This is a genomic window from uncultured Roseobacter sp. (genome assembly GCF_947499265.1).
Lineage (GTDB): Bacteria > Pseudomonadota > Alphaproteobacteria > Rhodobacterales > Rhodobacteraceae > Roseobacter.
This window is the reverse complement of record NZ_CANMNK010000004.1, coordinates 551,047-573,481: the sequence shown is the minus strand read 5'-3', so window position 1 is coordinate 573,481 and position 22,435 is coordinate 551,047. Positions and strand designations below refer to the sequence as shown.

Sequence of the window (22,435 nt, the reverse complement as noted above, 5' to 3'; positions counted from 1 at the left end):
TCGTTTCATGAATGAAACGAATTTCGATTGGGACGATTTACGCCTTTTCCTCGCCGTGGCCCGCGGCGGCGGTCTTGCGGCAGCGACGGTCGCAACCGGGAAGAGTGCGCCAACACTCGGCCGCAGGATACTTACCCTGGAGCGGCAGTTGGGGACGGAGCTCTTTCAGCGTCATGCCAGAGGCTACACCTTGACCGAAGAAGGGCAACAACTGCTGGTCCAAGCCACAGCGCTTGAAACCCGGATACAGCCGATTGTCGAACAGGCATCTGGGCATAGCATACCAATCGTTAAGGTATCCGCAGGCACCTGGGTGACACATGTGCTTTGTGATGCTGCGGCCAATCTTGTCGGGCAAACCCGGGTTCAGCTGCGTTTCGTCGCGGCGGACGATATGCTCGATATTGCCAGACGCGAGGTCGTGATCGGCGTGCGCAACAGGCGCCCGGAAGGATTGGGGTTGGCGGGTCGGCGGGTTGGTCGCATCCGGTTCGCCGTCTATGCCAAAGAGGCCAGTGTGCTGCCCTGGGCGCGGGTGATCGGGCGCACGCCCTCCGCGCAGTGGCTCAAGGACCAAAGTGCTGGCAGCCCTGCCATAGAGGTGACCAATCCGCGCAACGCATTGGACCTGACGCTCAAGGGAGAAACGCGCGCACTTCTGCCCACATTCATTGGCAGACGCTATGATGCGCTGAAACCGCTGACGCCGCCGATTGAGGAGCTTGATCACGAACAATGGCTTGTGACCCATCACGAAGACAGGTTTCTGCCGGAAGTACGCGCCGTAATTGATCGAACCTATAAGGTGTTGAAGGAAAACTGCGCGGACGGCTGAGCAGATTTCCCGGGCAGGCGGTGTTTGATCGATTCTTTTCGCGGTGGTCCATGTACCCAGCCGGATTGCGATATGTGGCGCATTTGCGCTCCATTTCATTCAAGTGATCCGATATTGTTCTCACTTCATAAACTTCTTGCGGATATGCGTTAGCCGCTCTGATGGATGAGAAGATGCGCATATGGAATTGAACCTCGACTGGGCCAAAGATCCGATTGTACAGCTGGAAGATGAAATCCTGCCAAGTCTATGGCTGCCTGTTGATTTCATCCTGCAAAAAGACGGGTCAGACGATCTTTCGATCCTTTCGCCCAAAATGGATCGCGCCGCTGATCTATTACGGAGCCATGGCAAGGAATATCTCGAACCGGCTGGCGCTGCGGTTGATGCGGAACGGTACAAGACCTGCGCAGCAGCTGCGGATGCTGTCGAAAAAGTGCATGCTGCCGTGAAAACCTTTGCGCGCGGCTCATCAGACGATCAGAGCGCCAAAGACCTGATGCAAATGGTGCAAAACGACATGCGCCCGCTGGTTCTCGAGGTGATCGATGTCTTTCGCGAAACCTTTCTGACGATGGTTCTGACGCGCCAGCATAAACATGCAAATATGTCCGAACACTCCATCGCGGAGCTGGATGTCATCAGCAAGAAGATCTTCTTTGTCGCGATCAACGCATCCGTTGAGGCCGCGCGCGTCGGTGATATGGGGGCCGGGTTTGCCCATATCAGCACCGAAATCCGCAGCCTGTCTCAAAGCGCGCAGGCTGCCATCCAAAACATGCGGATGGGAAAATCCTAGTGAACGGTCACGACGCTCTGACTTTCCCTGGCCTGCGCGTCTGATCAATTCGGTGGACCAAGCTCATCGCTATTTCCCACTGCAAAAAGTGTAGATAGATGAACCAGCGAATAGGCCGGGTGCCAAACGCGCAATAACCCTATTCGCTGACCTCACGAACGCCGCTTTCGAATTCCACTTTCAGGGCCGCAAAACGTGCCGAGAGGTGATCGTACATAGCCTGCCGGGCGGCGTTCGGGCTCCGCGCTGCAATCGCATTAATCAGTACCTCATGCTCGCTGTGGGGCACAGCCAGCGAGGACCGGCTCCGCGCCCTTGCCCGCACCGCCACCCACTCGGGGTTGGAGCGGATGCGATCCAGCAACGCAAACGCTGTCAGCAAGGGCCGGTTGCGCGCACATTGTGCGATCAGCCGGTGCAGCGCCCCATCCCAAAGTTCAATCGTCTGGGCATCCGCCGCAACCTGCCGTGAGGCCAGGGTGCGCAGGCGCGTGATTTCTTCGTCGGTCATGCGGGTGGCGCAAAGTGCGGCCAGCTCCGGTTCGATGCACAGACGCGCTTCCATCACCTGAATGGGATCGGTCTCGCCCGCGATGCGCGCTGCCAGATCGCCCGTCGGATCCGAAGGCTGACCCGCGTAGGTGCCCGACCCCTGCTTGCGCCAAACCAGACCCTCCACTTCCAGTTGGTCCAGCGCCTGCCGGATCAGCCTGCGCGACGTATCGAACCGCTCCGCCAGCGCGCGCTCGGTCGGCAGGCGACCATCCGCGGGCAGTTCGATCTCGATCAGGCGCATCAAGCGGTGTTTCAGCGGGTCGTTCATATGTCCACGGCGTGCGATTGACTGGGGCGACCTTCCGATATCCGACGCGCATCGGCTTCGGCAATAGCGCCGTCGATATGATCGCGGGTCGGGCTGCCCGAAAATGCCGCGCGCGTGGGCATCCCAAGCGTGAAATGGACATAGCGTTCCTGGGCCACCTGCCAGAGGCGGTCCAATTCACTCAGAGGATCGGCGTGGTCGTCCGCGCGCAAGGACAACCATGGGTGATCCTCACCGTGGTGAATGGTCAATCCCGCCGCCTGCCGCCCCCGCTTGTCACCGCCTGCTGCTTCACCGGCGCGCATCGCAGCAATCAAACGATCCGCGAAAGCGCCCGAAGCATTCTGATAGGCCTCAGACGTCGCCGCGATCACCTCGGGCCCGGTCAACATATTGCCCGCCACCGAATGATCCTCTCGGATAAGGTGTCCTGCCCAATCGACGCAGTCGTCCCCCGTAAAAGCCGCGAAGTTCCCCTGCGCATCCGTCATATGCGCCTGCCGGATCGCGCGCCCGTCATCGCGGGCCACCAGATCAGCAAGCACCTTATCGACGTTCTCGGCCTCCAACCGCAGGCGTCCTTCCGTTCCCCAAAGCGGATTGCAAAACGCTTGGCTCGCAACCGCGGTGCGCGCGCCCACATAGGGCACAACCGCGCCGCAAGCGAAGAACTTGGAGGCAACGATCAGGCCGATCTCTGCACCATCACGGGCAATCAAACTCCAGGTCATCGGCCCACCGCATAGGCTTGCATCAGGCGCGGGGTGGCAGCAGCGCGCAACACCCCATCCGGGTCACGAAGTGCCGCCGTCAAACGGCCCACGGACCAGGGTTCGGCGACGTGAACGATATGGCCCCGCCTGCGCAGATCATCGATCACTGCATCCCCGAACGCAGGCTCCAACATCATTTCGCCAGGCTTGGCGTCGCGCGGGTAGAAAGAACTTTGAAAATGCATCGAATGGAACAGCGGCGCATCGATACAGGCCTGCAATTCCATGCCCCAGTGCACAAACCGCAGGAACCAGATCAGCTGCCATTGGTCCTGCTGGTCACCACCCGGCGTCCCGAATACCATACGCCGACCATCTGTGTGGGTCGCAAGCGAGGGGGTGAGCGTGGTGCGCGGGCGCCTGCCGGGCGCGAGCGATGAGGGCAGCCCTTCTTCGAGCCAGAACATCTGGGCACGTGAATTCAACGCAAACCCCAGTCCGGGTACGACAGGGTTGGACTGTAACCATCCCCCAGACGGCGTGGCCGCGACCATGTTGCCCCAGCGGTCGATGATGTCGAGATGCACGGTATCGCCGCGTTTTTCGGTCAGATGCGCCATCGTCGGTTCCTGCGGTGCCGCATCCGCGACACCAAAATCGCGCGCCGCCCGCATCACATAGGCCTCGGCCAGATGTTCGAACCCGGGAACCAGCCCGGGGCGTTGCTCTAGGCTGGCGGAGGAGCCGATCATCTGCGCGCGCTTGCCGCTGTAGGCTTCTGAGAGCAGGTGATCCATTGGGATGTCACTGTGACGCGGGTCCCCGTAATAGGCCTCGCGATCCGCATAGGCGAGCTTGATGGCCTCAATGACCGTATGCACGAAATCTGCACCCAGCGGGTCCATGGTGGCGATCTCATGGTGTTTCAGGATGGCAAGCGCCTGCAACAGCACCGGCCCCTGCGACCACGGACCGGCCTTATGCACCGTCCATCCGTGATAATCGATGGAAAGCGGCGGCTCATAGCTGGCGCGCCAATCCGCCATGTCTGACTTGGTCAGAACGCCGCGATGCGTGCTGCCAGAGACATCCATGACCTCCGCCTCCCGCAGGTAGCTGTCCACGGCATCGGCCACAAACCCCTCGGCCCATTCCTCGCGGGCGGCATCGATCTGCGCTTTTCGATCATCGCTCTTTGCTTCTCCGGACACGACGAGCCGCTCGTAGGTGCCCGCCAAATCAGGGTTTTTGAACAGCGTGTGGGGCTCCGACGCCACCCCATCCGGCGTCCAGACCGCCGCGCTGCTCGGCCAATGGTCGGTGAAATACGCGGCCAGACCGGCAATGGTATGGGCGACGCGCGGCAACACCGGGTGGCCGTCTCTTGCATAGCCGATGGCGGGGGCCATGACCTCTTGCAGGCTTAGTGTTCCATGGTCCCGCAGCATCAACATCCAGCCATCGAATGCGCCCGGAATGACAGTCGCCAGCAGGCCGGAACCCGGGATCAGGGTCAGCCCCTGCGCACGGTAATGGGCAATCGTGGCCGCCGCCGGGGCCGGGGCTTGCGCGCAGAGGACCTGTACGTCTTCTCCGGCTTTCTGAAAAATCGCCGGCATATCCCCGGCGGGGCCATTCAGATGCGGCTCCACCACTTGCAAGGTCAGGCCGGTGGCCACCGCGGCGTCGAATGCATTGCCGCCCCGCTCCAAGATCGACATGCCGACCGCAGACGCAATCCAATGGGTTGAGGTTACAACGCCAAATGTGCCTCTGATCTCGGGGCGCGTGGTGAATGTCATCGGCTGCCTTTCAGTGTTCGCGCGGATCAAGCGCATCGCGCAACCCGTCGCCCAGAAGATTGAACCCCAGCACCACCAGAAAGATCGAGATGCCCGGGTAAAGCGCCATCCACGGCGCCTGATTGAGGAAGTTCTTGGCGGTGTTTAGCATCGAGCCCCAGCTGGGCGCGGGCGGTTGCTGGCCAAGACCCAAAAAGGACAAGGAGGCCTCGGCGATGATGGCGGTGGCAATGGTCAGTGTGGCCTGCACCAAGATCGGCGGCAACACATTGGGCAGGATGTAGCGCGACAGGATCAGGCGCGTGGGCAGGCCGATGGCGCGGGCGGAATCGACGTAATCCTCCACCTTGATGTTGATGACCTGGCCGCGCGTCAGGCGGATGAAAAGCGGTGTCGCTGAGATACCAATCGCGATCATCGCATTGGTCAGGCTTGGCCCCAGAAACGCGGCCAGGGCGATCGCGAGGATCAGGAAAGGGGCTGCCAAAAGCGCCTCGGTGCAGCGCGAGATGACCGCATCGATCCAACCGCCGAAATAGCCTGCAATGATGCCCAAAGGCACACCGACGGCCACCGCGATGCCGACAGAGACCACCCCTGCCAAAAGCGAGGCCTGCGCCCCCCAGATCATCCGCGACAACACATCGCGCCCAATCTCATCGGTGCCCATCCAATGCGCCGCCGAGGGCGCCTTGCGCACGGCCCCCCAGTCCGTCGCCGCCGGATCGGGGATGGGCAATAACGGCGCCAGGAGTGCAATCGCTATGAAAAATACCACGAGAAAACCGCCCAGCATGGCGGACTTGTGGGTGCGAAACTTCTTCCAGACCCGGTTTTCCGGCTTGGGCAGCGTGGCGGTATCGGCGGGGGCGACCATCACGCGTTCCTCAGGCGAGGGTTGAGCAGGAAATAGGCCATATCGGCCAGCAGGTTCATAACGATAAAGCCCACCGCCGTGACCAGAACAATACCCTGCACCACGGCGTAGTCGCGGTTGAACACCGCATCCACCACCAGTTTGCCAAAGCCCGGGATGGTGAAAATCTGTTCCGTCAGGACAGCCCCCGCGATCAACTCACCAAAGAGCAGCGCCGTCAGCGTCACGATGGGCGTCAGCGCATTGCGAAAGGCGTGTTTCAGCACCACCTTGCGCTCGGACAACCCCTTGGCGCGGGCCGTGCGGACATAGTCGGAGGTCAACACGCCCAGCATGGCTGAGCGGGTGTGCCGCATCAGCGTTGCCGCCAGCGCCGTGCCCAGAACAAAGGCAGGCATCAGCATGGTGCGGATCGATTGCCACAGATCCTCGCCCGGCGGGACATAACCGGAGGCGGGCAAGAGTTGCCATTTCACCGAGACAAGCAGGATCAACATGATCCCCAGCCAGAAATTCGGGATCGACAGGCCGGACAGCGCCACGACATTCGCCACGTAATCCGTCACGGTCCCCTTACGGTAAGCGGACAAAATTCCCGCCGGAATGCCGATCACCACGGCGAAGATCAAAGACATGACCGCAAGCTGGATCGTGACCGGCAGCTTTTGCGCGATCAGTTCTGTCACCGGCTGATTGGTCCGGAAGGATGTGCCCAGATCACCCTGCAGCGCGTTGCCCACCCACGTGAGGTATTGCACAGGGATCGGGTCGTTCAGTCGGTACTTTTCGCGCAGAAATTCAAGGACTTCGGGGTCACGCTCCTCGCCTGCAAGCACCAGCAGCGGATCCCCCGGCAGCAATTTCTGCAGCGCAAAGACGAACACCGAGATCAGCAGGATCGTCGGAAGTGCGATGGCGACGCGACGCAGGAAGAAACTGAGCATGCAGGGCCTCGAATTGGAGGATCCCGCCCCCTGGATCAGGGGCGGGAACGTGACGGTTACTCGGACAGGGACACGCCTTCGAGACGGATCATACCATCAGGATAGGGGGTGTAGCCTGTCAGTTTGGCGTCCATCGCGGTGATCCAGCTCTGGTGATAGAGATAGACCAGCGGCGCCTCGTCGATCAGGATCGCACGCGCGGCGTCATACTGCGCCTTGCGTGCGGCGGTATCGGCTTGCGACCGCGCCGCGTTCAGCGCCTCATCCACCGCCGGATGCGAAAAACCGCTGTCATTGATACCACCATCGGTGGTGACGAACTGATGGATGTTACCATCGGGATCGACCCGACCCGACCATCCGATCTGGCTCGCCTGATAGTCCCCTGCGGACTGGTCCGACAGCAATGTGGCGAATTCCTTGGAGACAATCTCGACACGAATGCCCGCCTCGGCCGCCATCGCCTGCACCACCTGCATCAGCTGCAAGGGGATCGTGGTATTGGGCACCTGCACGGTCAGATCAATCCCATCCGGGAAACCGGCTTCAGCCAGCAAGGCCTTGGCTTTCTCCACATCGCGCGCTTCGATCGGAAACTCGGCGTTGTACCATGGAGAGGTCGGTGGGAAAGACTGGTTGCCCGGCGCATATGCACCCTCAAACACCACCTGATTGATTGCTTCACGGTCCATGGCATAGCTGAAGGCCTGCCGCAGGCGCTTGTCATTGCCCCACGGGGTGTCGGATTTTTCACCATTGCCGACATTGAAGGTAACGCCCTGATATCCAAGGGAAACCGCAGAGACGACAGTGATGCCCGCATCCGCCTCAGCCTGCGCCAGATCGGTGGGGGCAAGACGCTCCAACATGTGAATATCACCCGATTGCAGGTTGGCCAGGCGCACAGTGGTATCCGGGATCGGCAGGAAGGTTACACTATCGAAATTGATCTGATCCGCATTCCAGTAATCCGCGAACTTGGTCAGGACAATCCTGTCCTGCGCTACCCGCTCACTAAAGCTGAATGGGCCGGAACAGACCGGCGCCAGCCCGAAATCGGCCCCCTTCTCTGCCGCCGCCGCCGGCGAAATCATCATGCCCGCGCGGTCCGCCAGTTGCGCCATCACCGTGGCATCGGGCGCTTTCAGGTTCAGCGTCAGCGTATAGTCTCCGGTGACCTCAACCGAGGAAATCGAGGACAGCTCGGATTTGCGCCGGCTTTCTTCAAGTGTCTGGGATCTCTCGATATTATCCGCGACGGCCTGCGCATTAAACGCCGTGCCGTCATGGAATACGACCCCTTCGCGCACGGTCATATCGATGGACATGCCATCCTCTGCCACCGTCCAAGCGGTCGCGAGCTGTGGAATGATCTCAAGGTCCGGTGTGATGTCCACCAGCTTGTCGCACATTGACGCATAGACGATGCGCCCCACGAAAGTCCGGGACTGGTCGGGATCCAGGATGTCGGCATCCGATTGCAGCGCGATCCGCAAATCTTGAGCCATAACGCCCGTGGCCAAAAGCGCCAGGGCAGCAGTGGTGAGGGTCAGGGTCTTCATCAAATTTCCTCTCTGTCAGGATTGGGTTGCGCGATCGGGGTGATCTTCGCCCCCTCCGTCGCTTTTCGGTAGAGTGCGAGCCGGGCTTCGGTGGCCGGGCTTCGGCTGATCAGGGTGATGGAACGGGCGCTTGCACCGATGTCTTTCCAATGATGGCACGCGACCATATGGCCATCGGGCGTGGTCTCGGCCTGCGGCACATCTTGCGAACAGATGCTGGTCGCATGGGGGCAGCGCGTATGGAATGCACAACCCGGCGGCGGCGCGAAGGGGCTTGGCATTTCCCCTTCAATCTGCGCGCGCTTCGCATCTGTCTGCTCGTCCGGGTCCGGGATCGCATCCAGCAGCGCGCGGGTGTAAGGATGGCGCGGTGTTTCAAACAGCGCGTCAGTGGTGCCCTGCTCGACGATCTTCCCCAAATACATCACAGCGACCCGGTCCGACATGTGCCGGATCACGGCAAGATCATGAGCAATCAGGATCAGCGTCAGCCCCAGATCCTTGCCAAGATCGCCCAACAGGTTGACGACCTGGGCCTGCACCGACACATCCAGAGCGGAAACCGGTTCATCCCCGATGATCAGGCGCGGCCCGGAAGCCAGGGCGCGGGCGATGCCGATGCGCTGGCGCTGCCCCCCGGAAAACTCATGCGGATAGCGGTCTGCGTGTTCCGGCCTCAGACCGACCTGAGGCAGCAATTCGGACACTTTGGCCCGGCGCTCCGCCTTGGACAACTCTGGCGCGTGCACTTCGATGGGTTCGCCGACCAGCTTGCCCACGGACATTCGCGGGTTGAGCGACGAAAACGGATCCTGAAAAATGAATTGCATGTCTCGGCGCAACGCGGACAAAGCGCGACCGGTCGCTGTGGTCACCTGTTTGCCGTCGAACAACACCTCACCCGCTGTTGCATCCAACAGCCGCATCAGCAGCCGCGCGAGCGTGGATTTGCCACAGCCGGATTCTCCGACAATGGCAAAGGTCTCCCCGGGTGTGACCGCAATGGAAACGTCGTCCACGGCCCGTACACACCCCTTTTTAGCAAACAAACCGCCACCGGTTTGAAAGTGCTTCGTCAGACCCTGCGCTTCGAGGATTGGTGTCATCCTGCCACCCTTAAGGTCTGTTCCAGAGGCGCGAAGTGACACGCGGCGCTGTGGTTTGGTCCGACCTTGGCCAACGCAGGCCGCGTGGCACAAAGATCCGACGCGAAAGGGCAGCGACTGCGGAACCGGCATCCTTGCGGCATTTTATCGAGCGTCGGTACCGTGCCTTCGATGGTTGTCAGCCGCGCTCGCGGACCAGAAAGCCGCGGGACCGAGGCCATCAAGCCGATGGTATAGGGATGCTGCGGGTTTGCGAATACTTCCGCCACAGGTCCGGTTTCGACCACCTGCCCGCCATACATGACGGCCACCGTATCGGCGATGTCGGCAACGACACCAAGGTCATGGGTGATCATGATCGTGCCCATGCCGGTTTCGCGTTGCAGGTCGCGGATCAGGTCGAGAATTTGCGCCTGTATGGTGACGTCAAGGGCGGTTGTCGGTTCATCCGCGATCAAAAGGCGTGGATCATTCGCCAGGGCCATTGCGATCATCACGCGCTGACGCTGACCACCTGAGAATTGGTGCGGGTACTGATCAAGCCGCTGCTCCGGGGAGGGCAAGCCGACGCGGCGCAGCATTTCCAACGCTCTTTCGCGCGCCGCCGCGCGGGTGCAGTCACGATGGCGCCGCACAGATTCCGCGATCTGCTCACCAACCCGAAATGCAGGATTCAAAGACGTCATCGGTTCCTGAAAAATCATCGCCATGCGCCCGCCGCGCAGATCAGACGAGATACGTTCTGATTTTAGATCAATGACTTGCCCATCGAACGCCAGCTTGCCGGATGAGATTTGCGCCGTGTCGAGCGGCAACAATCCCATCAGCGCCATGGCTGTCACACTCTTGCCGCAGCCCGATTCCCCTACGACGCAAAGGATTTCGCCTGTGCTGACAGACAAGCTGACATTTTCCACGACATTCGCAGCTTGCCCGCGAAATTGCAGGCTGAGATCGTCGAGAGACAGCAAGGGCGTCGTTTCTGACAAGAGGTATTCATCCAAGCTCTGAACCAATTACACATTGGTTCATCATTGGGCGTCCAGTGTCAAATAAAACCGGCCCGCTGCCCTGGATCATCTGCTGACATTCCTGCAAAGCTGCCCGATTGCTGTGCGATTCTACGGTGCCATCGATACGCAAAGATCCGTGGATCGACCGATGCGATGCCAAAGCGCTGCGCCTTAGATCTGAATCACATCGCCCCGTTTAACGACCAAACGCTCTAATTGATCGGGAACTGGCGCAGGCACTGGTTTGCAAACCGCTCAAAGTCATCGAAGGTTTCCAGCACATCACGCCGATCACGCACCACGCGAAGTGCCGCTTTTTTCTGCGCCCAGGTCCCGCTGACATGCTCCACCAGAATACGCACCGTGATGTCGAGCATCACATCCTTTTCCAAGGCCCCGATCCGCCCGGTTGATTCCAAGGCAACCGCAGTAAACGCCATGGTATTGGCGCAGCGCAGAGCCGCAGCCTCTTCCCCCTCATAGGTTTTCTGCTGTGCCGAGAGGGGAGCAGCCCACAGGGAAAGTGCCGCCAAGCTGCTGAGCCAGCGCAACGTCAAAAGACCTTGAACGTCATCGTCGTCAGCGACCGCTCAATCCCTTTGATATCCAATAGTTGATCGTTGATATATTTGCCGACATCCGCGTCTTGGGGGATGTAGACCTTCATCATCAGGTCGAAATCACCGCTGGTGGAATAGAGCTCCGAATGGATCTCGCGCAGCGCGATCTCTTCCGCCACCCGATACGTCGAGCCGGGTGTGCAACGGATCTGGATAAAGACGCATGTGGTCATGAATGCTCCTTGAACGGGCAGTACGCCCTGCCCCAAGCTGGCATATCCAACACGCTGCCCGCAATCCCGAATGTCGCGTCTTGGCCTGCGCGCGCGGACTGGTATAAGGGCGCGCAATTCCACTGGCCCGGAGGCCCCCATGCGCACCCACACGCTGACGCGATCCACATCAGAGACCGAGATCACCGTAACCATCGATCTAGACGGCAACGGGGCTTATGACAATCTGACAGGGGTCGGCTTTTTTGATCATATGCTGGACCAGTTGGCGCGCCATTCCCTGATCGATATGACCGTGCGTGCCAAGGGCGATCTGCACATTGATGATCATCACACGGTCGAAGACACCGGTATCGCGCTGGGTCAGGCGCTGGCGGCGGCGCTGGGTGACAAGCGCGGGATCAAACGGTACGGCGCCTGTCTGCTGCCGATGGATGACGCGCTTGTGCGCACCGCCCTGGATCTTTCTGCGCGCCCCTTTCTGATCTGGAATGTAGAACTACCGACAGCGAAGATCGGGACTTTTGATACCGAACTCGTCCGCGAGTTTTTTCAAGCGCTTAGCACCCACGGTGGCATCACGCTGCACGTGGACATGTTGCACGGGCTCAACAGCCACCACATTGCGGAGGCTGCGTTCAAATCCGTCGCCCGCGCGCTGCGAGAAGCGGTTGAGGTCGATCCGCGCAAGGCCGATGCCATCCCGTCGACCAAAGGCGCGCTCTGAGGTGCTCACGGCCATTATTGATTACGAAAGCGGCAATCTGCACTCAGCGCATAAAGCGTTTGAACGCATGGCCCGCGAAACGGATGGCGGCGACATCGTGGTGACCGGCGATGCCGATGTGGTCGCAAAAGCCGACCGTATCGTGCTGCCGGGTGATGGTGCCTTCCCGGCCTGCATGGCCGAACTCAAAGGCCATTCGGGGCTTTATGCAGCGATGGTCGAAGCGGTTGAGATTAAAGGTCGCCCCTTCATGGGCATCTGCGTGGGCATGCAGTTGATGGCCACCTGGGGGCGCGAGTATCGCGACACTAAAGGTCTGGACTGGGTTGGTGGCGAGGTCACCCAAATCCTACCGGATGACCCCACACTCAAGGTGCCGCATATGGGCTGGAATGACCTGATCCTCGATGCGCCGCACCCTGTGTTCGAGGGCATTGCAACGGGTGATCACGCTTATTTTGTGCACAGCTACCATATGGCGGTATCCGATCCTGCGCAGCGGCTCGCGCATGTCGATTACGGCGGCGACGTTACCGCGGTAATTGGCACCGGCACCATGATCGGCGTGCAGTTTCATCCTGAGAAAAGCCAATCCGCCGGGTTGCGGATGATTGCAAATTTTCTGAACTGGCAGCCCTGATGCTTGAGTGCTCAAGCGTTTGGCGCGCAGCTAGTCGCTAAGGTTCGACATCATGACCAGCGGCGGGGAGCCGAAAGACACGGTATTGCCCTCGTCATCCAGAATCGACCAGCGCGCGGCAAAAAGATAATAGCTGCGCGTTTCCCATCCGGTCTGATCTCTTCGAAACCTCGGCCTCCATGCCCCCTCAATCAGCACAGGCAAGCGGATATAGTCGATGTCCGGTGCATCCGCACCCGCGGCTGAAGATGCGCGAACGGCATTGGACAGCATCGCACGCAATCGGGCCTCCAAGGGCCCTGCTTCTTTCACCCGGCGACCCGCAAATGCGACCTCGATTTCGATCGTTCGATTGGCAAAGCCGCGCACAACCAGATCATTGCGCGAGTTACGCGTCATCTGAGGCACCAACTCCACGGAGATCTGGCCCACCTTGCTTTTGAACAGGCCACTATCTTCGTATTCAGGTGTCACTTCCGAAGCTGGTTTGCGACGTTGAGGCATTGTTGAACCAAAGCAGAATCAAATGAACACGCTCCCAACCTTTAAATGGGCGCGCGGAGACACCGCCTTCATAGTCCATGATCTGTTAATGAAGCGTTGAGCGCAGCGCACATCCACTCGCTGGAACGCAATGCGCCTCCGATGCGCTTGGTCGCTACTTTACCCGCGCCCAGCTTTGCTTTGAGCAGATCAGACCGCCAGCAACGCAGCCAGATAGTTTTATGGTATCGCCACTCAATGCAATCTTCCCCAGGTAGATCTTGTCATTCGACGGCCGCCAGACCTTGCCTTTGTAATTGCCGTCCCCCTGCGCGGCCATGTCGATGACGAGCGTTTTGCCAAGGTTTGGCGACTGATACTCACCGCTGCCGTTGAAGGTTTTCGCGATCTTTCCGCAGAAATTTGCACCGCAAGGCGCAATATCGACATGCGCGTAGGCCCCATCATCCGGTTCGGTTTGCCACAGCCCTTCCAGCGGATCGGCAAATGCCGCGCCGGACATAAATATGCAAGCTGCTGCTGCAATTATCTTCGTTTTCATGGTCATTCTCCCTATTTCGCGCACCTTCCCCTGTCTTGCGCGCGGCGTGCAAGTATGACCCTGCGTCGCGTTGCAAATGCAGATCGAAACGTGCATGAGACATCGTGACACCTGACCCTGCATTGATCGGAGCCCGCGATGATCCTCTACCCCGCGATCGACCTCAAGGACGGCAAGGCTGTGCGCCTGCTCCACGGCGATATGCAACAGTCAACCGTGTTCAACGACAACCCGGCAAATCAGGCGCGGGAGTTTGTGGACGCGGGATGCGAATGGCTGCATCTGGTGGACCTCAACGGGGCTTTTGCGGGTGAGCCGGTGAACGCGGCACCGGTTGAGGCGATTCTGCAATCCTGCCATTTGCCGATCCAGTTGGGTGGTGGCATTCGGGATATGGCGACCATCGAGAGATGGCTGGAAAAGGGGGTGACGCGCGTCATTCTGGGCACCGTGGCCGTTGAAAACCCGGACCTTGTGCGCGAAGCCGCCAGGGTATTCCCCGACCATGTGGCTGTCGGCATCGACGCACGCAACGGTTTTGTTGCGACCAAGGGCTGGGCCGAGGAAACCGATGTGCGCGTCACCGAGCTTGCAAAGTCCTTTGAAGATGCGGGCGTCGCCGCGATCATCTACACCGACATCCTGCGCGACGGTGCAATGGGTGGCCCCAACATCGCGGCCACAGCCGATCTGGCGCGCGCCGTATCGATCCCGGTGATTGCATCCGGTGGGGTTTCCTCGCTGGCCGACCTCATAGCCCTGCGCGATTGTGGCGCAAATTTAAACGGCGCAATTTCCGGGCGCGCCCTTTATGATGGGGCGATCGATCTCAAAGAGGCGCTTGCAGCCCTGGCAGCGTAAACCCGATGATGCCGCTTGTGACCAAAGCCCACCTGCCCCCCGAGAGCCCGTTGCACAAACGTGTCGGCATCGGTGACTTTCTCGATTGCTACAAGGTTGCAAGCGATCTGGCCGCCCCGGCGGCGGCGGAAATCATCGTTGATTTTCCCGGATGGGCCAAAGGCCTTGTCGCCCTGCGAAACCTGCTGACCGCGCCCTTTGGCCTGATGAAGGACGGGCCAGCAACGGACCGTAAACTGGGCCTGTTCCCGGTCGAGATGTCGACGCCGACGGAGGTCATTGTCGGGTTTGACGACCGGCATCTGGATTTCCGCGTCAGCGTTTTCAGCGCAGACAACACCGTCTACCTCGCCACCTGGGTGCATCCGCATAACATCGGCGGGCGCGTCTATCTGCGAGCCATTCTTCCGTTCCATATTCTGATCGTGCGCAACGCACTTGCCCGTGTTGCAAATGCCACGCAGCCGGGGCACAAGGCCCCCGTCCCGGAATGAGCGTAACATGTTGAAAACCCGTATCATCCCCTGCCTCGACGTTGCCGACGGGCGTGTCGTGAAGGGTGTCAATTTCGTCGACCTGCGCGATGCGGGCGACCCGGTGGATGCCGCCGTGGCCTACGATGCGGCGGGCGCGGATGAGCTGTGTTTCCTCGACATCACCGCCACTCACGAAAACCGCGCAACCATGTTCGATGTGGTCACGCGCACGGCAGAGCATTGCTATATCCCGCTGACCGTGGGCGGCGGTGTTCGCACGCCCGGCGATGTGCGCGCATTGCTTCTGGCCGGAGCAGACAAAGTTTCGTTCAACTCCGCCGCCGTGGCCAATCCGGATGTGGTGGCCGCCGCGGCTGATCAGTTTGGCAGCCAGTGCATCGTGGTCGCCATCGACGCCAAGACTGTCAGCCCGGGCAAATGGGAAATCTTTACCCACGGCGGGCGCAAATCCACTGGGATCGATGCCGTGGAATTCGCCCGGACCGTGGCCGCCAAAGGGGCCGGGGAAATCCTGTTGACCTCGATGGACCGGGACGGTACCCGCGCCGGGTTCAACCTGCCGCTGACGAAGGCAATTTCCGATGCGGTTCGGGTCCCCGTCATCGCATCCGGTGGTGTGGGCACCCTGGATCACCTTGTCGAGGGCGTCACCGAAGGGGGCGCCTCCGCGGTGCTGGCGGCCTCGATCTTTCACTTTGGTGATTTTACCATCCGTCAGGCCAAGGAACACATGGCCGCCGCGGGCATCCCAATGAGGCTGACATGACGCTGCAGGAGCTGTTTGAAACCATCGAGGCACGCAAGTCCGCTGATCCGGCAAGCAGCTGGACTGCGCAACTCTTGGCAAAAGGCCCGGAAAAATGCGCCGAGAAGTTCGGTGAGGAAGCGATCGAGGCGATCATTGAGGCCACCAAGGGAGATAAGGCCGCGCTGACCTCCGAGGCTGCCGACGTGATCTATCACCTGCTGGTGATGCTGGCCGCGCGCGATGTCACCCTGGATGCGGTGATGAGGGAATTGGCACGTCGTCAGAGCCAGTCTGGGATCGCGGAAAAGGCGAGCCGCTCCTAGAGCTTCGACGAAATCACACCGGTGGCAAATCCACCCATGCGCAGCTCGCCAAAGAGCCGTTGATATTCGATCTTCGGGCAGCGGTTCTGAATGACATCCACACCCTGCGCCTGAGCCTTTTCGGCGGCCTCAGCGTGGCTGACCCCGATCTGCATCCAGATCGTTTGCAGATCACCAAAACATTCCAGCGCTTCGTCCACAATCGGCGGCACCGCCTCTGAGCGTCGAAAGATATCGACCATATCCACGCCGGTCTTGATATCAGACAGCGCGCCTTGAACAGTCCGACCAAACAACTCCTTGCCCGCATGCACCGGGTTGACCGGCACCACCTCAAAGCCTTTGAGGGTCAGATAGCGCGCCACGTAGTAGCTCGGGCGCACCGGGTTCAGCGACACACCAACCACGGCAATGCGCTGCGTGCGTGTGAGGATCTCTTTCAAAAAGGCGTCGGTGTATTCCATGATGTCTGTCTAGCCGGTCACACCGCCGAAAAAAAGAGCGCCCGATGCTGCGAAGCATGGGCGCAAAAGGTACGGAACGAGGGACAGTCATGAGCTCAACAGGCGTTCCGGGCCCGTTGACATGACAAGTAGATAAGCACGAAATCGCGCATATCCAGACTGTCTCGCAAATCTGTGAACGAAGCGTTAATTTCTGGCGGCAAAAGGCTCGGGCTCACCTAATCGAAAATATCCTCGATCACATCGAAGGCTTCTTCAAAGAGGTGTTGAACGAACCCCTTCCGCCGCTTTTTGCTTTTCTTGTGGGGCTTTCGTTTCCGCTGCCAGTTTTCCTCGGTGCCCCTCGGTGACTTTCGAACCGCAGAAGGCCGCACCAATTCCGTTTTGCCCGGATGATCCCGCGGCAGGCGTTTCAGATCGTGCAACGGTGCCCCACAGCTGGAACAGGCCAGCTCATGCCGGTTGCGCCCCAGCACCAGCGCCGCGCGGGTGCCGCAATAGCAACAGGTTGCAATCTTGGTGGCGTATGCCATGCCGCTCCCTTCAGTCTTGTGCGCGGTCCACCGGCGCCTTGCTTGCATATAAGGCGATTGCAGCCGCATTCGAGACGTTGAGAGACCCAAATTGACCCGCCGCGTCAATCCGTACCAGCGCGTCGACCGTCTCCTTGGTCTTTTCACGCAGACCGGGTCCTTCTGCGCCCAGAACCAGCGCGACAGGGTGATCCCGTTTGCCCTCGACCGCCATTTCGATGGTCTGCGTCGCCTCGCCATCCAGACCGAGCACGAGGTATCCCATGTTTTGCAAGTCGCGAATGGCATCCGCCAGATTGCGCACCCGGATGTAGGGCTGGCGCTCCAGCGCACCGCTGGCGGTCTTTGCCAAAGCGCCGGTCTCGGGTGCAGAATGGTGCCGGGTGCCCACAACCGCTGAGGCGCCCAGCACTTCTGCGGAGCGCAAAATGGCGCCGACATTATGCGGGTCGGTCACCCGATCGAGCAGGATCACACGGGGCGACTTTGGCCCGATGCACACATCTTCAAGCCGCCCCCACTCAAGAGGTTTGACCTCCATCGCTGCGCCCTGATGTACCGACCCCGGATCGAGCGGCACCGAAAACCTGCGCGGATCCACGATCTCCGGCGTGATCCCCACCCCATCAATGGCATCGCTGAGTTTGTTGTGGGCATTCAGCGTCACAACCAACCGGATTTTCTGGCGGTCCGGGTTCATCAGCGCATCGCGCACCGCGTGCAATCCAAACAGCCAGACGGTCTCGCGCCCCTGCGCCTTCTTGTCCTGCTCTTTTTGCACAACCCACTTGGGCTTTTTCATCTGCTCGGTCCACCTGATTTAGCTGGCAAAAAGGTTCTGATTTCGCCTTGACGCCTCTTGGCACCGCTTGTAATCACGCCTTCACCGTTCATGCAATGCAAGAGCGGCGTGGGCGACAGGCCGCAAGGTGTGGCAGGGGACTGTAACTCCCTCGCGGAGACGCACGCCTGGTTCGATTCCAGGGTCGCCCACCATCCTCCTCAAGGTGCTGTATTTATTGGCTCTTATGGGCTATCTTGACCCCATAACGGGTCAAATTCGATACATCTGAGCAGCAATTCGATACAATGACGGGGCAGAAGAAGGTCAAATATCTCAAGATCGACCGTGGTCGATACTTCTACCAACGTCGTGTTCCGGACCGTTTCCAGAGACATCTGGGCCTCAAGAAATGGCTAATAGCATGTGGGAACGTAGATTACCCCAAAGCTGTACAGATGGTCGTGACGTGGGCGGAGGAACACGACCAACTCATCGCTGACCTGAAAAACCCGGAGACGCTGCGCAAGGCGAAGGTAGAAACCGTCCGTCGTGCCGTAGCACAGTCAAAGAAGAGTAGCGAGGACTTGGGGATTGATACTTGGTATGAGATGACGGAGCAGCGGGAAGGTGAAAAGAAGAGGTATAGACGCGAAGCCTTACCTCGTCCGTGGCAGGCTGCTGCGAAGATGCTCAATGATGCCGACGCCAGCTTTGCAGGCAAACCGGACTTGAGTAACGCAATCGCTGACATCGACTTCTGGGTTGCTGAGGCGCAGCGAGGCGATCCCCCCACTCGTGTACAAGAGTTCCCCGACTACGAAGAGATTGTCCGTCATCTTGCCCAGTATGACGCCTCAGTAATCAAAGCAGCGCGTATTACAATCGTGGACAAGGGTCCGGGGCTTCAACCTGAGAACTATCTTGATTGGCTACAGACAGCTTACGAGATCGGGTTCGGGCCGGACAGGAAACCGCCCGATGACCCGGATGACAAAGATGAGTTCGAGTTCATAAAGCGGAAGCTAGAACGAAAGATTTCTGGGCTGATGCCGGACCCCTCAACCCTTAGTGCCGTGATGCAGAAGTACTGCGACTTCAACTCGATCAGGCCAGGTACGAGGTCCAAGTACAGACGCGATCTGGCCCGTTTGATTGAGATCACGGGCGATGTTCCGATCAGTCACGTACGCACCGACGACTTGCGGCGGCTTCGCGACGATCTCATTGGTCGGGTCAAACCGGCATCGCTCCAGGCCATCTTCACACCGATCAAGGGCATCTTCAGCTTTGCCTTCGACGAAGACATCATTGGCAGCAATCCTATGATGGCGGTCAAGCTGCCGCCAGACAAACGACCCATAGAAGAACGGAAGTGGAAGTCGTTTGATCCTAGCGAGGTCAGCCGAATTTTGACAACAGCGGAGACCGAATGGGGTGATCAAGCTCGTGGCCTTACAAAGGAAAGGAGCGAGGCCATACTGATGGTAGTCCGTGTCTTGGCATTTACAGGGATGCGCCCGATTGAAGTTATCCGTCTTACACCAGACGATATCGACGACCGGTTGATCAGAATAAGGGGTAGCAAGACAGAAAGTTCGACGCGCGTCGTACCCCTTCACCCCGTGTTAGCCGAGTTCCCTGCTTGGGTCGCCGCCGGAGGTCTTACAACGTTCCAAACAATCAAGACCGATCCAGTGGGTTCTGTACGTCATAATTTCGGTCGTCTGATACGTGCAAAAATGAACCCGCCCATCAAGGACTCACAGAAGGCGCTCTATTCGTTGAGATCGACCTTTGTGAACGCCATGCGTCGTGCCGGTGCAGATATCCAGGTTCAAAGGGCGATACTTGGCCACAAGGAGGCCGGGGCCATACGTCACTACGACGACGGTCCAGAGTTCGCCGTGAAGAAGAAGTGGGTTGAAGCAACCGATCCACGCAGGTGAGTCAGCAACATAGGCGGGACGGCCTTTAGGTCTGCTCAATGGGCGTATCGAACATCAAAAGAGTTTGAAACTCATCTGCTTCTTCAGCCTGATCACGTCATCACGCCCGATGGTATGGGCCTTGCGGCGTTCTCCACCGCCCTCTGTGATCACTTCGAGGTCAGAGTTGTCCATGATCGCACTGTGGATGTCGTCACTGTGTGCAGGCGTCTGGTTATAGATTGACCTATAGAACTCACTAACCTGCATCACGTCGCCACCCTCAGATATGAGGCGGGCGATGTCATCTGGAAGCTCTTGTCGTGCCGCCGACCTGGCGGTCGTATCAAACAGGTAGAGTGAACCCTTCTCATGCTCAGGATTGAACGCCAACATCCTTAGGCCAGCCCGACCGAAGTGCGCCTGTTCGCTGCTGTTGTCGTGCAACACGTCATTGTAGACCTGACGGGCCCTGTCGGCGGTCGCGAAGTGTATGAACCAGTAACGCCACCCATCTGGGTTGTGGATAGAGAACGGGCTGACAAAAGGTGCACATCGCCGGAATACTTCGTACACCAGCCGTTCGATAGACCCTAGCCAATCGGTCTTGGTCACCAGCCCATCAGGTATCTCACGCCAGTCAATACCCTCACCAAGATGTCTCAGGTTTCGCCTAACGCTCTCCGGATCGGCCTGGTTGAGGTAGGTCAACAGCGATTGGATAGAGTATGTGTAGAAGAGTTCGACTGACTTCTCCGATGACATCAGATGATTGATCGTTTCCAGCGTGACCTGTGAGGTACCGCACTGGTCGAGATTGTAGATGATGTTGCCACATTTCGCTGACTTGATCGCTGTCTGAAACGCTGGAAGCATCTCTTCAAACTTTCCGCACTCATATCGGGTCTCAAGCTCAACGCCGGAACCCGATTGTTGGGCACAGTGGACCAGTGGTGCGATGTTTGACCGAAGCAGGTTTATGGCGTCTGGGCTTGCATCATTCATGAGGAACAAACAGTGGAGTTCGACTGTCGGCATTCCCTCTGCTGCACGGGACACATTGATCTCTGCCACCGTGTCCAGCATCGTTGAAAGGAATATCAGGGGTGATCCTTGCTCACCGTCACGATACAGTCCTGCCCCGGCAAAGCCATCCACGATTGCCAGCCGGAAATGCCGTGACAACGGGTTCTTGCAGCGTTCGAGTATGTACCGCCGGAAGTATTCTCGAAGAATCTTGTGCTTGCGTCGGGAGTGTTCTTCAAGAACAGCGCCATCTTTCCAGTTGTACGGTTTGCTTACCAACTACCTCACCTCAATGAGCTTCGACCCCGGTCGGCATCTGATCCCAGGTCCGACCGCGATAGGTTCGGCCATTCTGCTTCTTGGAACGCCGCTTGTTGTCTTTTCCCCAGGCTCCCCACTGCTTGAAGAAGAACGCCGTTCCGTAGGTCTCGCAGGCACTGTGCACTTCGTCTATCCACTCCTCTTTGATTGGACGTGCACGAGGCCCGCTTTCGCCGCCCACGATGGCCCAGTCGATGCCAGAGAGGTCAACTGGACCAACCGGGCCGATGAGTGGTTCGAATGAGATGAACCTGATCTTGGCCGGGATGCTCCTGAGTTCGTCAATGCGACCAATCACGTTGACATCTTCTACGCTGGTGCCAAGCCAAACGTTATCCAGAATGCCACCTTGCCAAGCCTTAGCGAACTCAGCCATGCGGTCCGGCCTCTTAGTCAGAATCTGGTAATGATGGTGCGGCGTCTCAGCCATCACCGACCAGACGCTGCCTATAAAATCCATCGATACTTCTGGGTGAAAGAGGTCACTCATGGAGTTCACAAAAATCTTCCGAGGCTTCTTCCAACTCTTGGGTATAGACAGGGCTTCATAGTCTTCCCGAACAATGCCCTTCCAGACGGACCGACCGCCAGATTTCCGCGTCAGATCATCGTATTTGCTAACGCCCATCCTTTCGAGACGATATGCCATCTGCATGGCATAGCAGTTGGTACATCCGGCTGACATGATGCTGCATCCAGCTACCGGGTTCCATGTCGCATCAGTCCATTCGATTGCTGTTTCACTCATGTCCTCACCCAGTCCTACATGATGCCAGAACTAGCCCGGCGAGAACAAAACAGCAACATTTTCCGGTTCGATCTCATTTGAACATTGCTTCTATAATCCCAAGATGTCTCTGAGGACTGAACTCGGCAGTTGCGTCATTGACGATGTAGTTGATCTCCAACCGATACAGTTCACTTACTGCCAGCGCCATCTTCTCTGGGGACGGGTTGGCACCTAAATCGTTCACCACCTCTTGAACGGCTTCCACGACCAGCTTGAGGCGATCCAGATCAATGGTGGATGGCCTAGTCACGATGCTGCCTGCAACCAGCGCCGAGGCGGACACGTCGTAAAGAGTGGCCAGCATTTCCAGTCGATCCATCGTGACTTTCGAAAGCCCGTTTTCCATGCGTGAGAAGCTGGCACCGCTGATACCGATGCACTCAGCCGCTTTCTCAAGCGTGAGTCCGGCCTGTTCTCTGGCCTGTTTGAGCATGTTGTGGAGTGCCACGGTCGTCGTCTCATCTGTGAAGCCTTTTGCAGTGTT

The 22,435-nt window shown here is 58.9% G+C and carries 27 protein-coding genes and 1 tRNA gene; 10 read left to right on the top strand and 18 right to left on the bottom strand.

What is annotated here, in order from left to right; translation table 11 throughout:
• The first annotated feature begins 7 nt into the window (after nucleotides 1-7).
• Together Q1A63_RS13870 and Q1A63_RS13865 are read left to right on the top strand one after the other, a co-directional pair.
• The gene (locus tag Q1A63_RS13870) at nucleotides 8-835 is read left to right on the top strand and encodes a LysR family transcriptional regulator (RefSeq protein ID WP_298972545.1); all 828 of its coding nucleotides are present in this window, start codon (nucleotides 8-10) and stop codon (nucleotides 833-835) included.
• 181 nt (nucleotides 836-1,016) lie between these two features.
• Entirely contained in the window at nucleotides 1,017-1,634 is a 618-nt protein-coding gene (locus Q1A63_RS13865; RefSeq protein WP_298972543.1) for a methyl-accepting chemotaxis protein, read from the top strand.
• 139 nt (nucleotides 1,635-1,773) lie between these two features.
• On the opposite strand, the gene Q1A63_RS13860 is transcribed toward Q1A63_RS13865, so the two are convergent.
• The 10 genes from Q1A63_RS13860 to Q1A63_RS13815 form a co-directional block, all read right to left on the bottom strand.
• A complete protein-coding gene (locus tag Q1A63_RS13860; protein ID WP_298972541.1) occupies nucleotides 1,774-2,457 on the bottom strand; it encodes an FCD domain-containing protein in 684 nt (227 codons plus the stop codon).
• Nucleotides 2,454-3,188, bottom strand: a complete 735-nt coding sequence (locus tag Q1A63_RS13855) for a DUF1028 domain-containing protein (RefSeq protein ID WP_298972539.1) — start codon at nucleotides 3,186-3,188, stop codon at nucleotides 2,454-2,456. The genes Q1A63_RS13860 and Q1A63_RS13855 overlap by 4 nt, the downstream gene beginning before the upstream one ends.
• A complete protein-coding gene (locus Q1A63_RS13850; protein ID WP_298972537.1) occupies nucleotides 3,185-4,972 on the bottom strand; it encodes a gamma-glutamyltransferase family protein in 1,788 nt (595 codons plus the stop codon). The genes Q1A63_RS13855 and Q1A63_RS13850 overlap by 4 nt, the downstream gene beginning before the upstream one ends.
• 10 nt (nucleotides 4,973-4,982) lie before the next feature.
• Nucleotides 4,983-5,849 carry an ABC transporter permease gene (locus tag Q1A63_RS13845; protein ID WP_298972536.1) on the bottom strand — a complete coding sequence of 289 codons (867 nt, stop codon included), beginning with the start codon at nucleotides 5,847-5,849 and terminating at the stop codon, nucleotides 4,983-4,985.
• A complete protein-coding gene (locus Q1A63_RS13840) occupies nucleotides 5,849-6,793 on the bottom strand; it encodes an ABC transporter permease (protein ID WP_298972533.1) in 945 nt (314 codons plus the stop codon). The genes Q1A63_RS13845 and Q1A63_RS13840 overlap by 1 nt, the downstream gene beginning before the upstream one ends.
• Before the next feature lie 56 nt (nucleotides 6,794-6,849).
• Nucleotides 6,850-8,355, bottom strand: coding sequence for an ABC transporter substrate-binding protein (locus tag Q1A63_RS13835; protein ID WP_299632095.1), 1,506 nt, complete (start codon nucleotides 8,353-8,355; stop codon nucleotides 6,850-6,852).
• Nucleotides 8,355-9,461 carry a dipeptide ABC transporter ATP-binding protein gene (locus Q1A63_RS13830; RefSeq protein ID WP_298972529.1) on the bottom strand — a complete coding sequence of 369 codons (1,107 nt, stop codon included), beginning with the start codon at nucleotides 9,459-9,461 and terminating at the stop codon, nucleotides 8,355-8,357. Before Q1A63_RS13830 ends, Q1A63_RS13835 begins: the two co-directional genes overlap by 1 nt.
• Complete coding sequence (locus tag Q1A63_RS13825) at nucleotides 9,458-10,477, bottom strand: ABC transporter ATP-binding protein (RefSeq protein ID WP_298972527.1); 1,020 nt, start codon at nucleotides 10,475-10,477, stop codon at nucleotides 9,458-9,460. Before Q1A63_RS13825 ends, Q1A63_RS13830 begins: the two co-directional genes overlap by 4 nt.
• Before the next feature lie 209 nt (nucleotides 10,478-10,686).
• Entirely contained in the window at nucleotides 10,687-11,025 is a 339-nt protein-coding gene (locus Q1A63_RS13820; RefSeq protein ID WP_299632094.1) for a hypothetical protein, read from the bottom strand.
• Nucleotides 11,026-11,027: 2 nt separating this feature from the next.
• Nucleotides 11,028-11,267 carry an Lrp/AsnC ligand binding domain-containing protein gene (locus tag Q1A63_RS13815; protein WP_298972522.1) on the bottom strand — a complete coding sequence of 80 codons (240 nt, stop codon included), beginning with the start codon at nucleotides 11,265-11,267 and terminating at the stop codon, nucleotides 11,028-11,030.
• 139 nt (nucleotides 11,268-11,406) lie between these two features.
• Between Q1A63_RS13815 and hisB the strand changes: the two genes are divergently transcribed.
• Nucleotides 11,407-11,994, top strand: coding sequence for an imidazoleglycerol-phosphate dehydratase HisB (gene hisB, locus Q1A63_RS13810; RefSeq protein WP_298972521.1), 588 nt, complete (start codon nucleotides 11,407-11,409; stop codon nucleotides 11,992-11,994).
• Nucleotide 11,995: 1 nt separating this feature from the next.
• Complete coding sequence (gene hisH / locus Q1A63_RS13805) at nucleotides 11,996-12,634, top strand: imidazole glycerol phosphate synthase subunit HisH (protein ID WP_298972520.1); 639 nt, start codon at nucleotides 11,996-11,998, stop codon at nucleotides 12,632-12,634.
• A 30-nt stretch (nucleotides 12,635-12,664) separates the two neighbouring features.
• Here hisH and Q1A63_RS13800 read toward each other — a convergent pair whose 3' ends face one another.
• Complete coding sequence (locus Q1A63_RS13800) at nucleotides 12,665-13,066, bottom strand: hypothetical protein (protein ID WP_298972518.1); 402 nt, start codon at nucleotides 13,064-13,066, stop codon at nucleotides 12,665-12,667.
• A gap of 226 nt (nucleotides 13,067-13,292) precedes the next feature.
• Nucleotides 13,293-13,679, bottom strand: a complete 387-nt coding sequence (locus Q1A63_RS13795; RefSeq protein WP_298972632.1) for a DUF2147 domain-containing protein — start codon at nucleotides 13,677-13,679, stop codon at nucleotides 13,293-13,295.
• Nucleotides 13,680-13,817: 138 nt separating this feature from the next.
• Here Q1A63_RS13795 and hisA point away from each other — a divergent pair, with 138 nt between their 5' ends.
• From hisA to Q1A63_RS13775, 4 genes are read left to right on the top strand one after another with little or no spacing between them, the layout of a single operon-like run.
• Nucleotides 13,818-14,540 carry a 1-(5-phosphoribosyl)-5-[(5-phosphoribosylamino)methylideneamino]imidazole-4-carboxamide isomerase gene (hisA, locus tag Q1A63_RS13790; RefSeq protein WP_298972516.1) on the top strand — a complete coding sequence of 241 codons (723 nt, stop codon included), beginning with the start codon at nucleotides 13,818-13,820 and terminating at the stop codon, nucleotides 14,538-14,540.
• Between the two features lie 5 nt (nucleotides 14,541-14,545).
• Entirely contained in the window at nucleotides 14,546-15,034 is a 489-nt protein-coding gene (locus Q1A63_RS13785; RefSeq protein WP_298972513.1) for a DUF2867 domain-containing protein, read from the top strand.
• 7 nt (nucleotides 15,035-15,041) lie between these two features.
• Nucleotides 15,042-15,803: an imidazole glycerol phosphate synthase subunit HisF gene (gene hisF / locus Q1A63_RS13780; RefSeq protein WP_298972511.1), complete on the top strand. Its 762-nt coding sequence runs from the start codon at nucleotides 15,042-15,044 to the stop codon at nucleotides 15,801-15,803.
• Nucleotides 15,800-16,108 (top strand): phosphoribosyl-ATP diphosphatase, encoded by a 309-nt coding sequence (locus tag Q1A63_RS13775; RefSeq protein WP_298972508.1) that lies wholly within the window; start codon nucleotides 15,800-15,802, stop codon nucleotides 16,106-16,108. The genes hisF and Q1A63_RS13775 overlap by 4 nt, the downstream gene beginning before the upstream one ends.
• Here Q1A63_RS13775 and Q1A63_RS13770 read toward each other — a convergent pair.
• The 3 genes from Q1A63_RS13770 to rlmB all read right to left on the bottom strand — a co-directional run bounded on the left by Q1A63_RS13770 (nucleotide 16,105) and on the right by rlmB (nucleotide 17,907).
• A complete protein-coding gene (locus Q1A63_RS13770) occupies nucleotides 16,105-16,572 on the bottom strand; it encodes a CoA-binding protein (RefSeq protein WP_298972505.1) in 468 nt (155 codons plus the stop codon). The genes Q1A63_RS13775 and Q1A63_RS13770 overlap by 4 nt on opposite strands.
• Nucleotides 16,573-16,790: 218 nt before the next feature.
• Nucleotides 16,791-17,105, bottom strand: coding sequence for a hypothetical protein (locus Q1A63_RS13765; protein WP_298972502.1), 315 nt, complete (start codon nucleotides 17,103-17,105; stop codon nucleotides 16,791-16,793).
• A 10-nt stretch (nucleotides 17,106-17,115) separates the two neighbouring features.
• Nucleotides 17,116-17,907, bottom strand: a complete 792-nt coding sequence (gene rlmB, locus Q1A63_RS13760; RefSeq protein ID WP_298972499.1) for a 23S rRNA (guanosine(2251)-2'-O)-methyltransferase RlmB — start codon at nucleotides 17,905-17,907, stop codon at nucleotides 17,116-17,118.
• 110 nt (nucleotides 17,908-18,017) lie between these two features.
• On the opposite strand from rlmB, the gene Q1A63_RS13755 reads away from it, so the two are divergent.
• Nucleotides 18,018-18,101: transfer RNA gene (locus tag Q1A63_RS13755), tRNA-Tyr, on the top strand.
• 93 nt (nucleotides 18,102-18,194) lie between these two features.
• Nucleotides 18,195-19,835 carry a tyrosine-type recombinase/integrase gene (locus Q1A63_RS13750; protein ID WP_299632092.1) on the top strand — a complete coding sequence of 547 codons (1,641 nt, stop codon included), beginning with the start codon at nucleotides 18,195-18,197 and terminating at the stop codon, nucleotides 19,833-19,835.
• A gap of 54 nt (nucleotides 19,836-19,889) precedes the next feature.
• Here Q1A63_RS13750 and Q1A63_RS13745 read toward each other — a convergent pair whose 3' ends face one another.
• From Q1A63_RS13745 to Q1A63_RS13735, 3 genes are all read right to left on the bottom strand, one after another.
• Nucleotides 19,890-21,119 (bottom strand): three-Cys-motif partner protein TcmP, encoded by a 1,230-nt coding sequence (locus Q1A63_RS13745; RefSeq protein WP_299632091.1) that lies wholly within the window; start codon nucleotides 21,117-21,119, stop codon nucleotides 19,890-19,892.
• Nucleotides 21,120-21,129: 10 nt separating this feature from the next.
• A complete protein-coding gene (locus Q1A63_RS13740; protein WP_299632090.1) occupies nucleotides 21,130-21,909 on the bottom strand; it encodes a DUF5131 family protein in 780 nt (259 codons plus the stop codon).
• Between the two features lie 73 nt (nucleotides 21,910-21,982).
• Nucleotides 21,983-22,384 carry a helix-turn-helix transcriptional regulator gene (locus tag Q1A63_RS13735; RefSeq protein WP_299632089.1) on the bottom strand — a complete coding sequence of 134 codons (402 nt, stop codon included), beginning with the start codon at nucleotides 22,382-22,384 and terminating at the stop codon, nucleotides 21,983-21,985.
• Nucleotides 22,385-22,435 lie beyond the last annotated feature (51 nt).

What these genes read in the sequence shown, in the direction of transcription:
- Q1A63_RS13840 (WP_298972533.1), bottom strand. Translation starts at nt 6,793, where the DNA reads ATGCTCAGTTTCTTCCTGCGTCGCGTCGCCATCGCACTTCCGACGATC.
- Q1A63_RS13770 (WP_298972505.1), bottom strand. Translation starts at nt 16,572, where the DNA reads ATGGAATACACCGACGCCTTTTTGAAAGAGATCCTCACACGCACGCAG.
- Q1A63_RS13850 (WP_298972537.1), bottom strand. Translation starts at nt 4,972, where the DNA reads ATGACATTCACCACGCGCCCCGAGATCAGAGGCACATTTGGCGTTGTA.
- Q1A63_RS13830 (WP_298972529.1), bottom strand. Translation starts at nt 9,461, where the DNA reads ATGACACCAATCCTCGAAGCGCAGGGTCTGACGAAGCACTTTCAAACC.
- Q1A63_RS13750 (WP_299632092.1), top strand. Translation starts at nt 18,195, where the DNA reads ATGACGGGGCAGAAGAAGGTCAAATATCTCAAGATCGACCGTGGTCGA.
- Q1A63_RS13845 (WP_298972536.1), bottom strand. Translation starts at nt 5,849, where the DNA reads ATGGTCGCCCCCGCCGATACCGCCACGCTGCCCAAGCCGGAAAACCGG.
- Q1A63_RS13815 (WP_298972522.1), bottom strand. Translation starts at nt 11,267, where the DNA reads ATGACCACATGCGTCTTTATCCAGATCCGTTGCACACCCGGCTCGACG.
- Q1A63_RS13740 (WP_299632090.1), bottom strand. Translation starts at nt 21,909, where the DNA reads ATGAGTGAAACAGCAATCGAATGGACTGATGCGACATGGAACCCGGTA.
- hisB (WP_298972521.1), top strand. Translation starts at nt 11,407, where the DNA reads ATGCGCACCCACACGCTGACGCGATCCACATCAGAGACCGAGATCACC.
- Q1A63_RS13870 (WP_298972545.1), top strand. Translation starts at nt 8, where the DNA reads ATGAATGAAACGAATTTCGATTGGGACGATTTACGCCTTTTCCTCGCC.
- Q1A63_RS13775 (WP_298972508.1), top strand. Translation starts at nt 15,800, where the DNA reads ATGACGCTGCAGGAGCTGTTTGAAACCATCGAGGCACGCAAGTCCGCT.
- Q1A63_RS13855 (WP_298972539.1), bottom strand. Translation starts at nt 3,188, where the DNA reads ATGACCTGGAGTTTGATTGCCCGTGATGGTGCAGAGATCGGCCTGATC.
- Q1A63_RS13860 (WP_298972541.1), bottom strand. Translation starts at nt 2,457, where the DNA reads ATGAACGACCCGCTGAAACACCGCTTGATGCGCCTGATCGAGATCGAA.
- Q1A63_RS13785 (WP_298972513.1), top strand. Translation starts at nt 14,546, where the DNA reads ATGATGCCGCTTGTGACCAAAGCCCACCTGCCCCCCGAGAGCCCGTTG.
- Q1A63_RS13865 (WP_298972543.1), top strand. Translation starts at nt 1,017, where the DNA reads ATGGAATTGAACCTCGACTGGGCCAAAGATCCGATTGTACAGCTGGAA.
- Q1A63_RS13765 (WP_298972502.1), bottom strand. Translation starts at nt 17,105, where the DNA reads ATGGCATACGCCACCAAGATTGCAACCTGTTGCTATTGCGGCACCCGC.
- Q1A63_RS13795 (WP_298972632.1), bottom strand. Translation starts at nt 13,679, where the DNA reads ATGAAAACGAAGATAATTGCAGCAGCAGCTTGCATATTTATGTCCGGC.
- hisF (WP_298972511.1), top strand. Translation starts at nt 15,042, where the DNA reads ATGTTGAAAACCCGTATCATCCCCTGCCTCGACGTTGCCGACGGGCGT.
- rlmB (WP_298972499.1), bottom strand. Translation starts at nt 17,907, where the DNA reads ATGAAAAAGCCCAAGTGGGTTGTGCAAAAAGAGCAGGACAAGAAGGCG.
- Q1A63_RS13735 (WP_299632089.1), bottom strand. Translation starts at nt 22,384, where the DNA reads ATGCTCAAACAGGCCAGAGAACAGGCCGGACTCACGCTTGAGAAAGCG.
- hisA (WP_298972516.1), top strand. Translation starts at nt 13,818, where the DNA reads ATGATCCTCTACCCCGCGATCGACCTCAAGGACGGCAAGGCTGTGCGC.
- Q1A63_RS13835 (WP_299632095.1), bottom strand. Translation starts at nt 8,355, where the DNA reads ATGAAGACCCTGACCCTCACCACTGCTGCCCTGGCGCTTTTGGCCACG.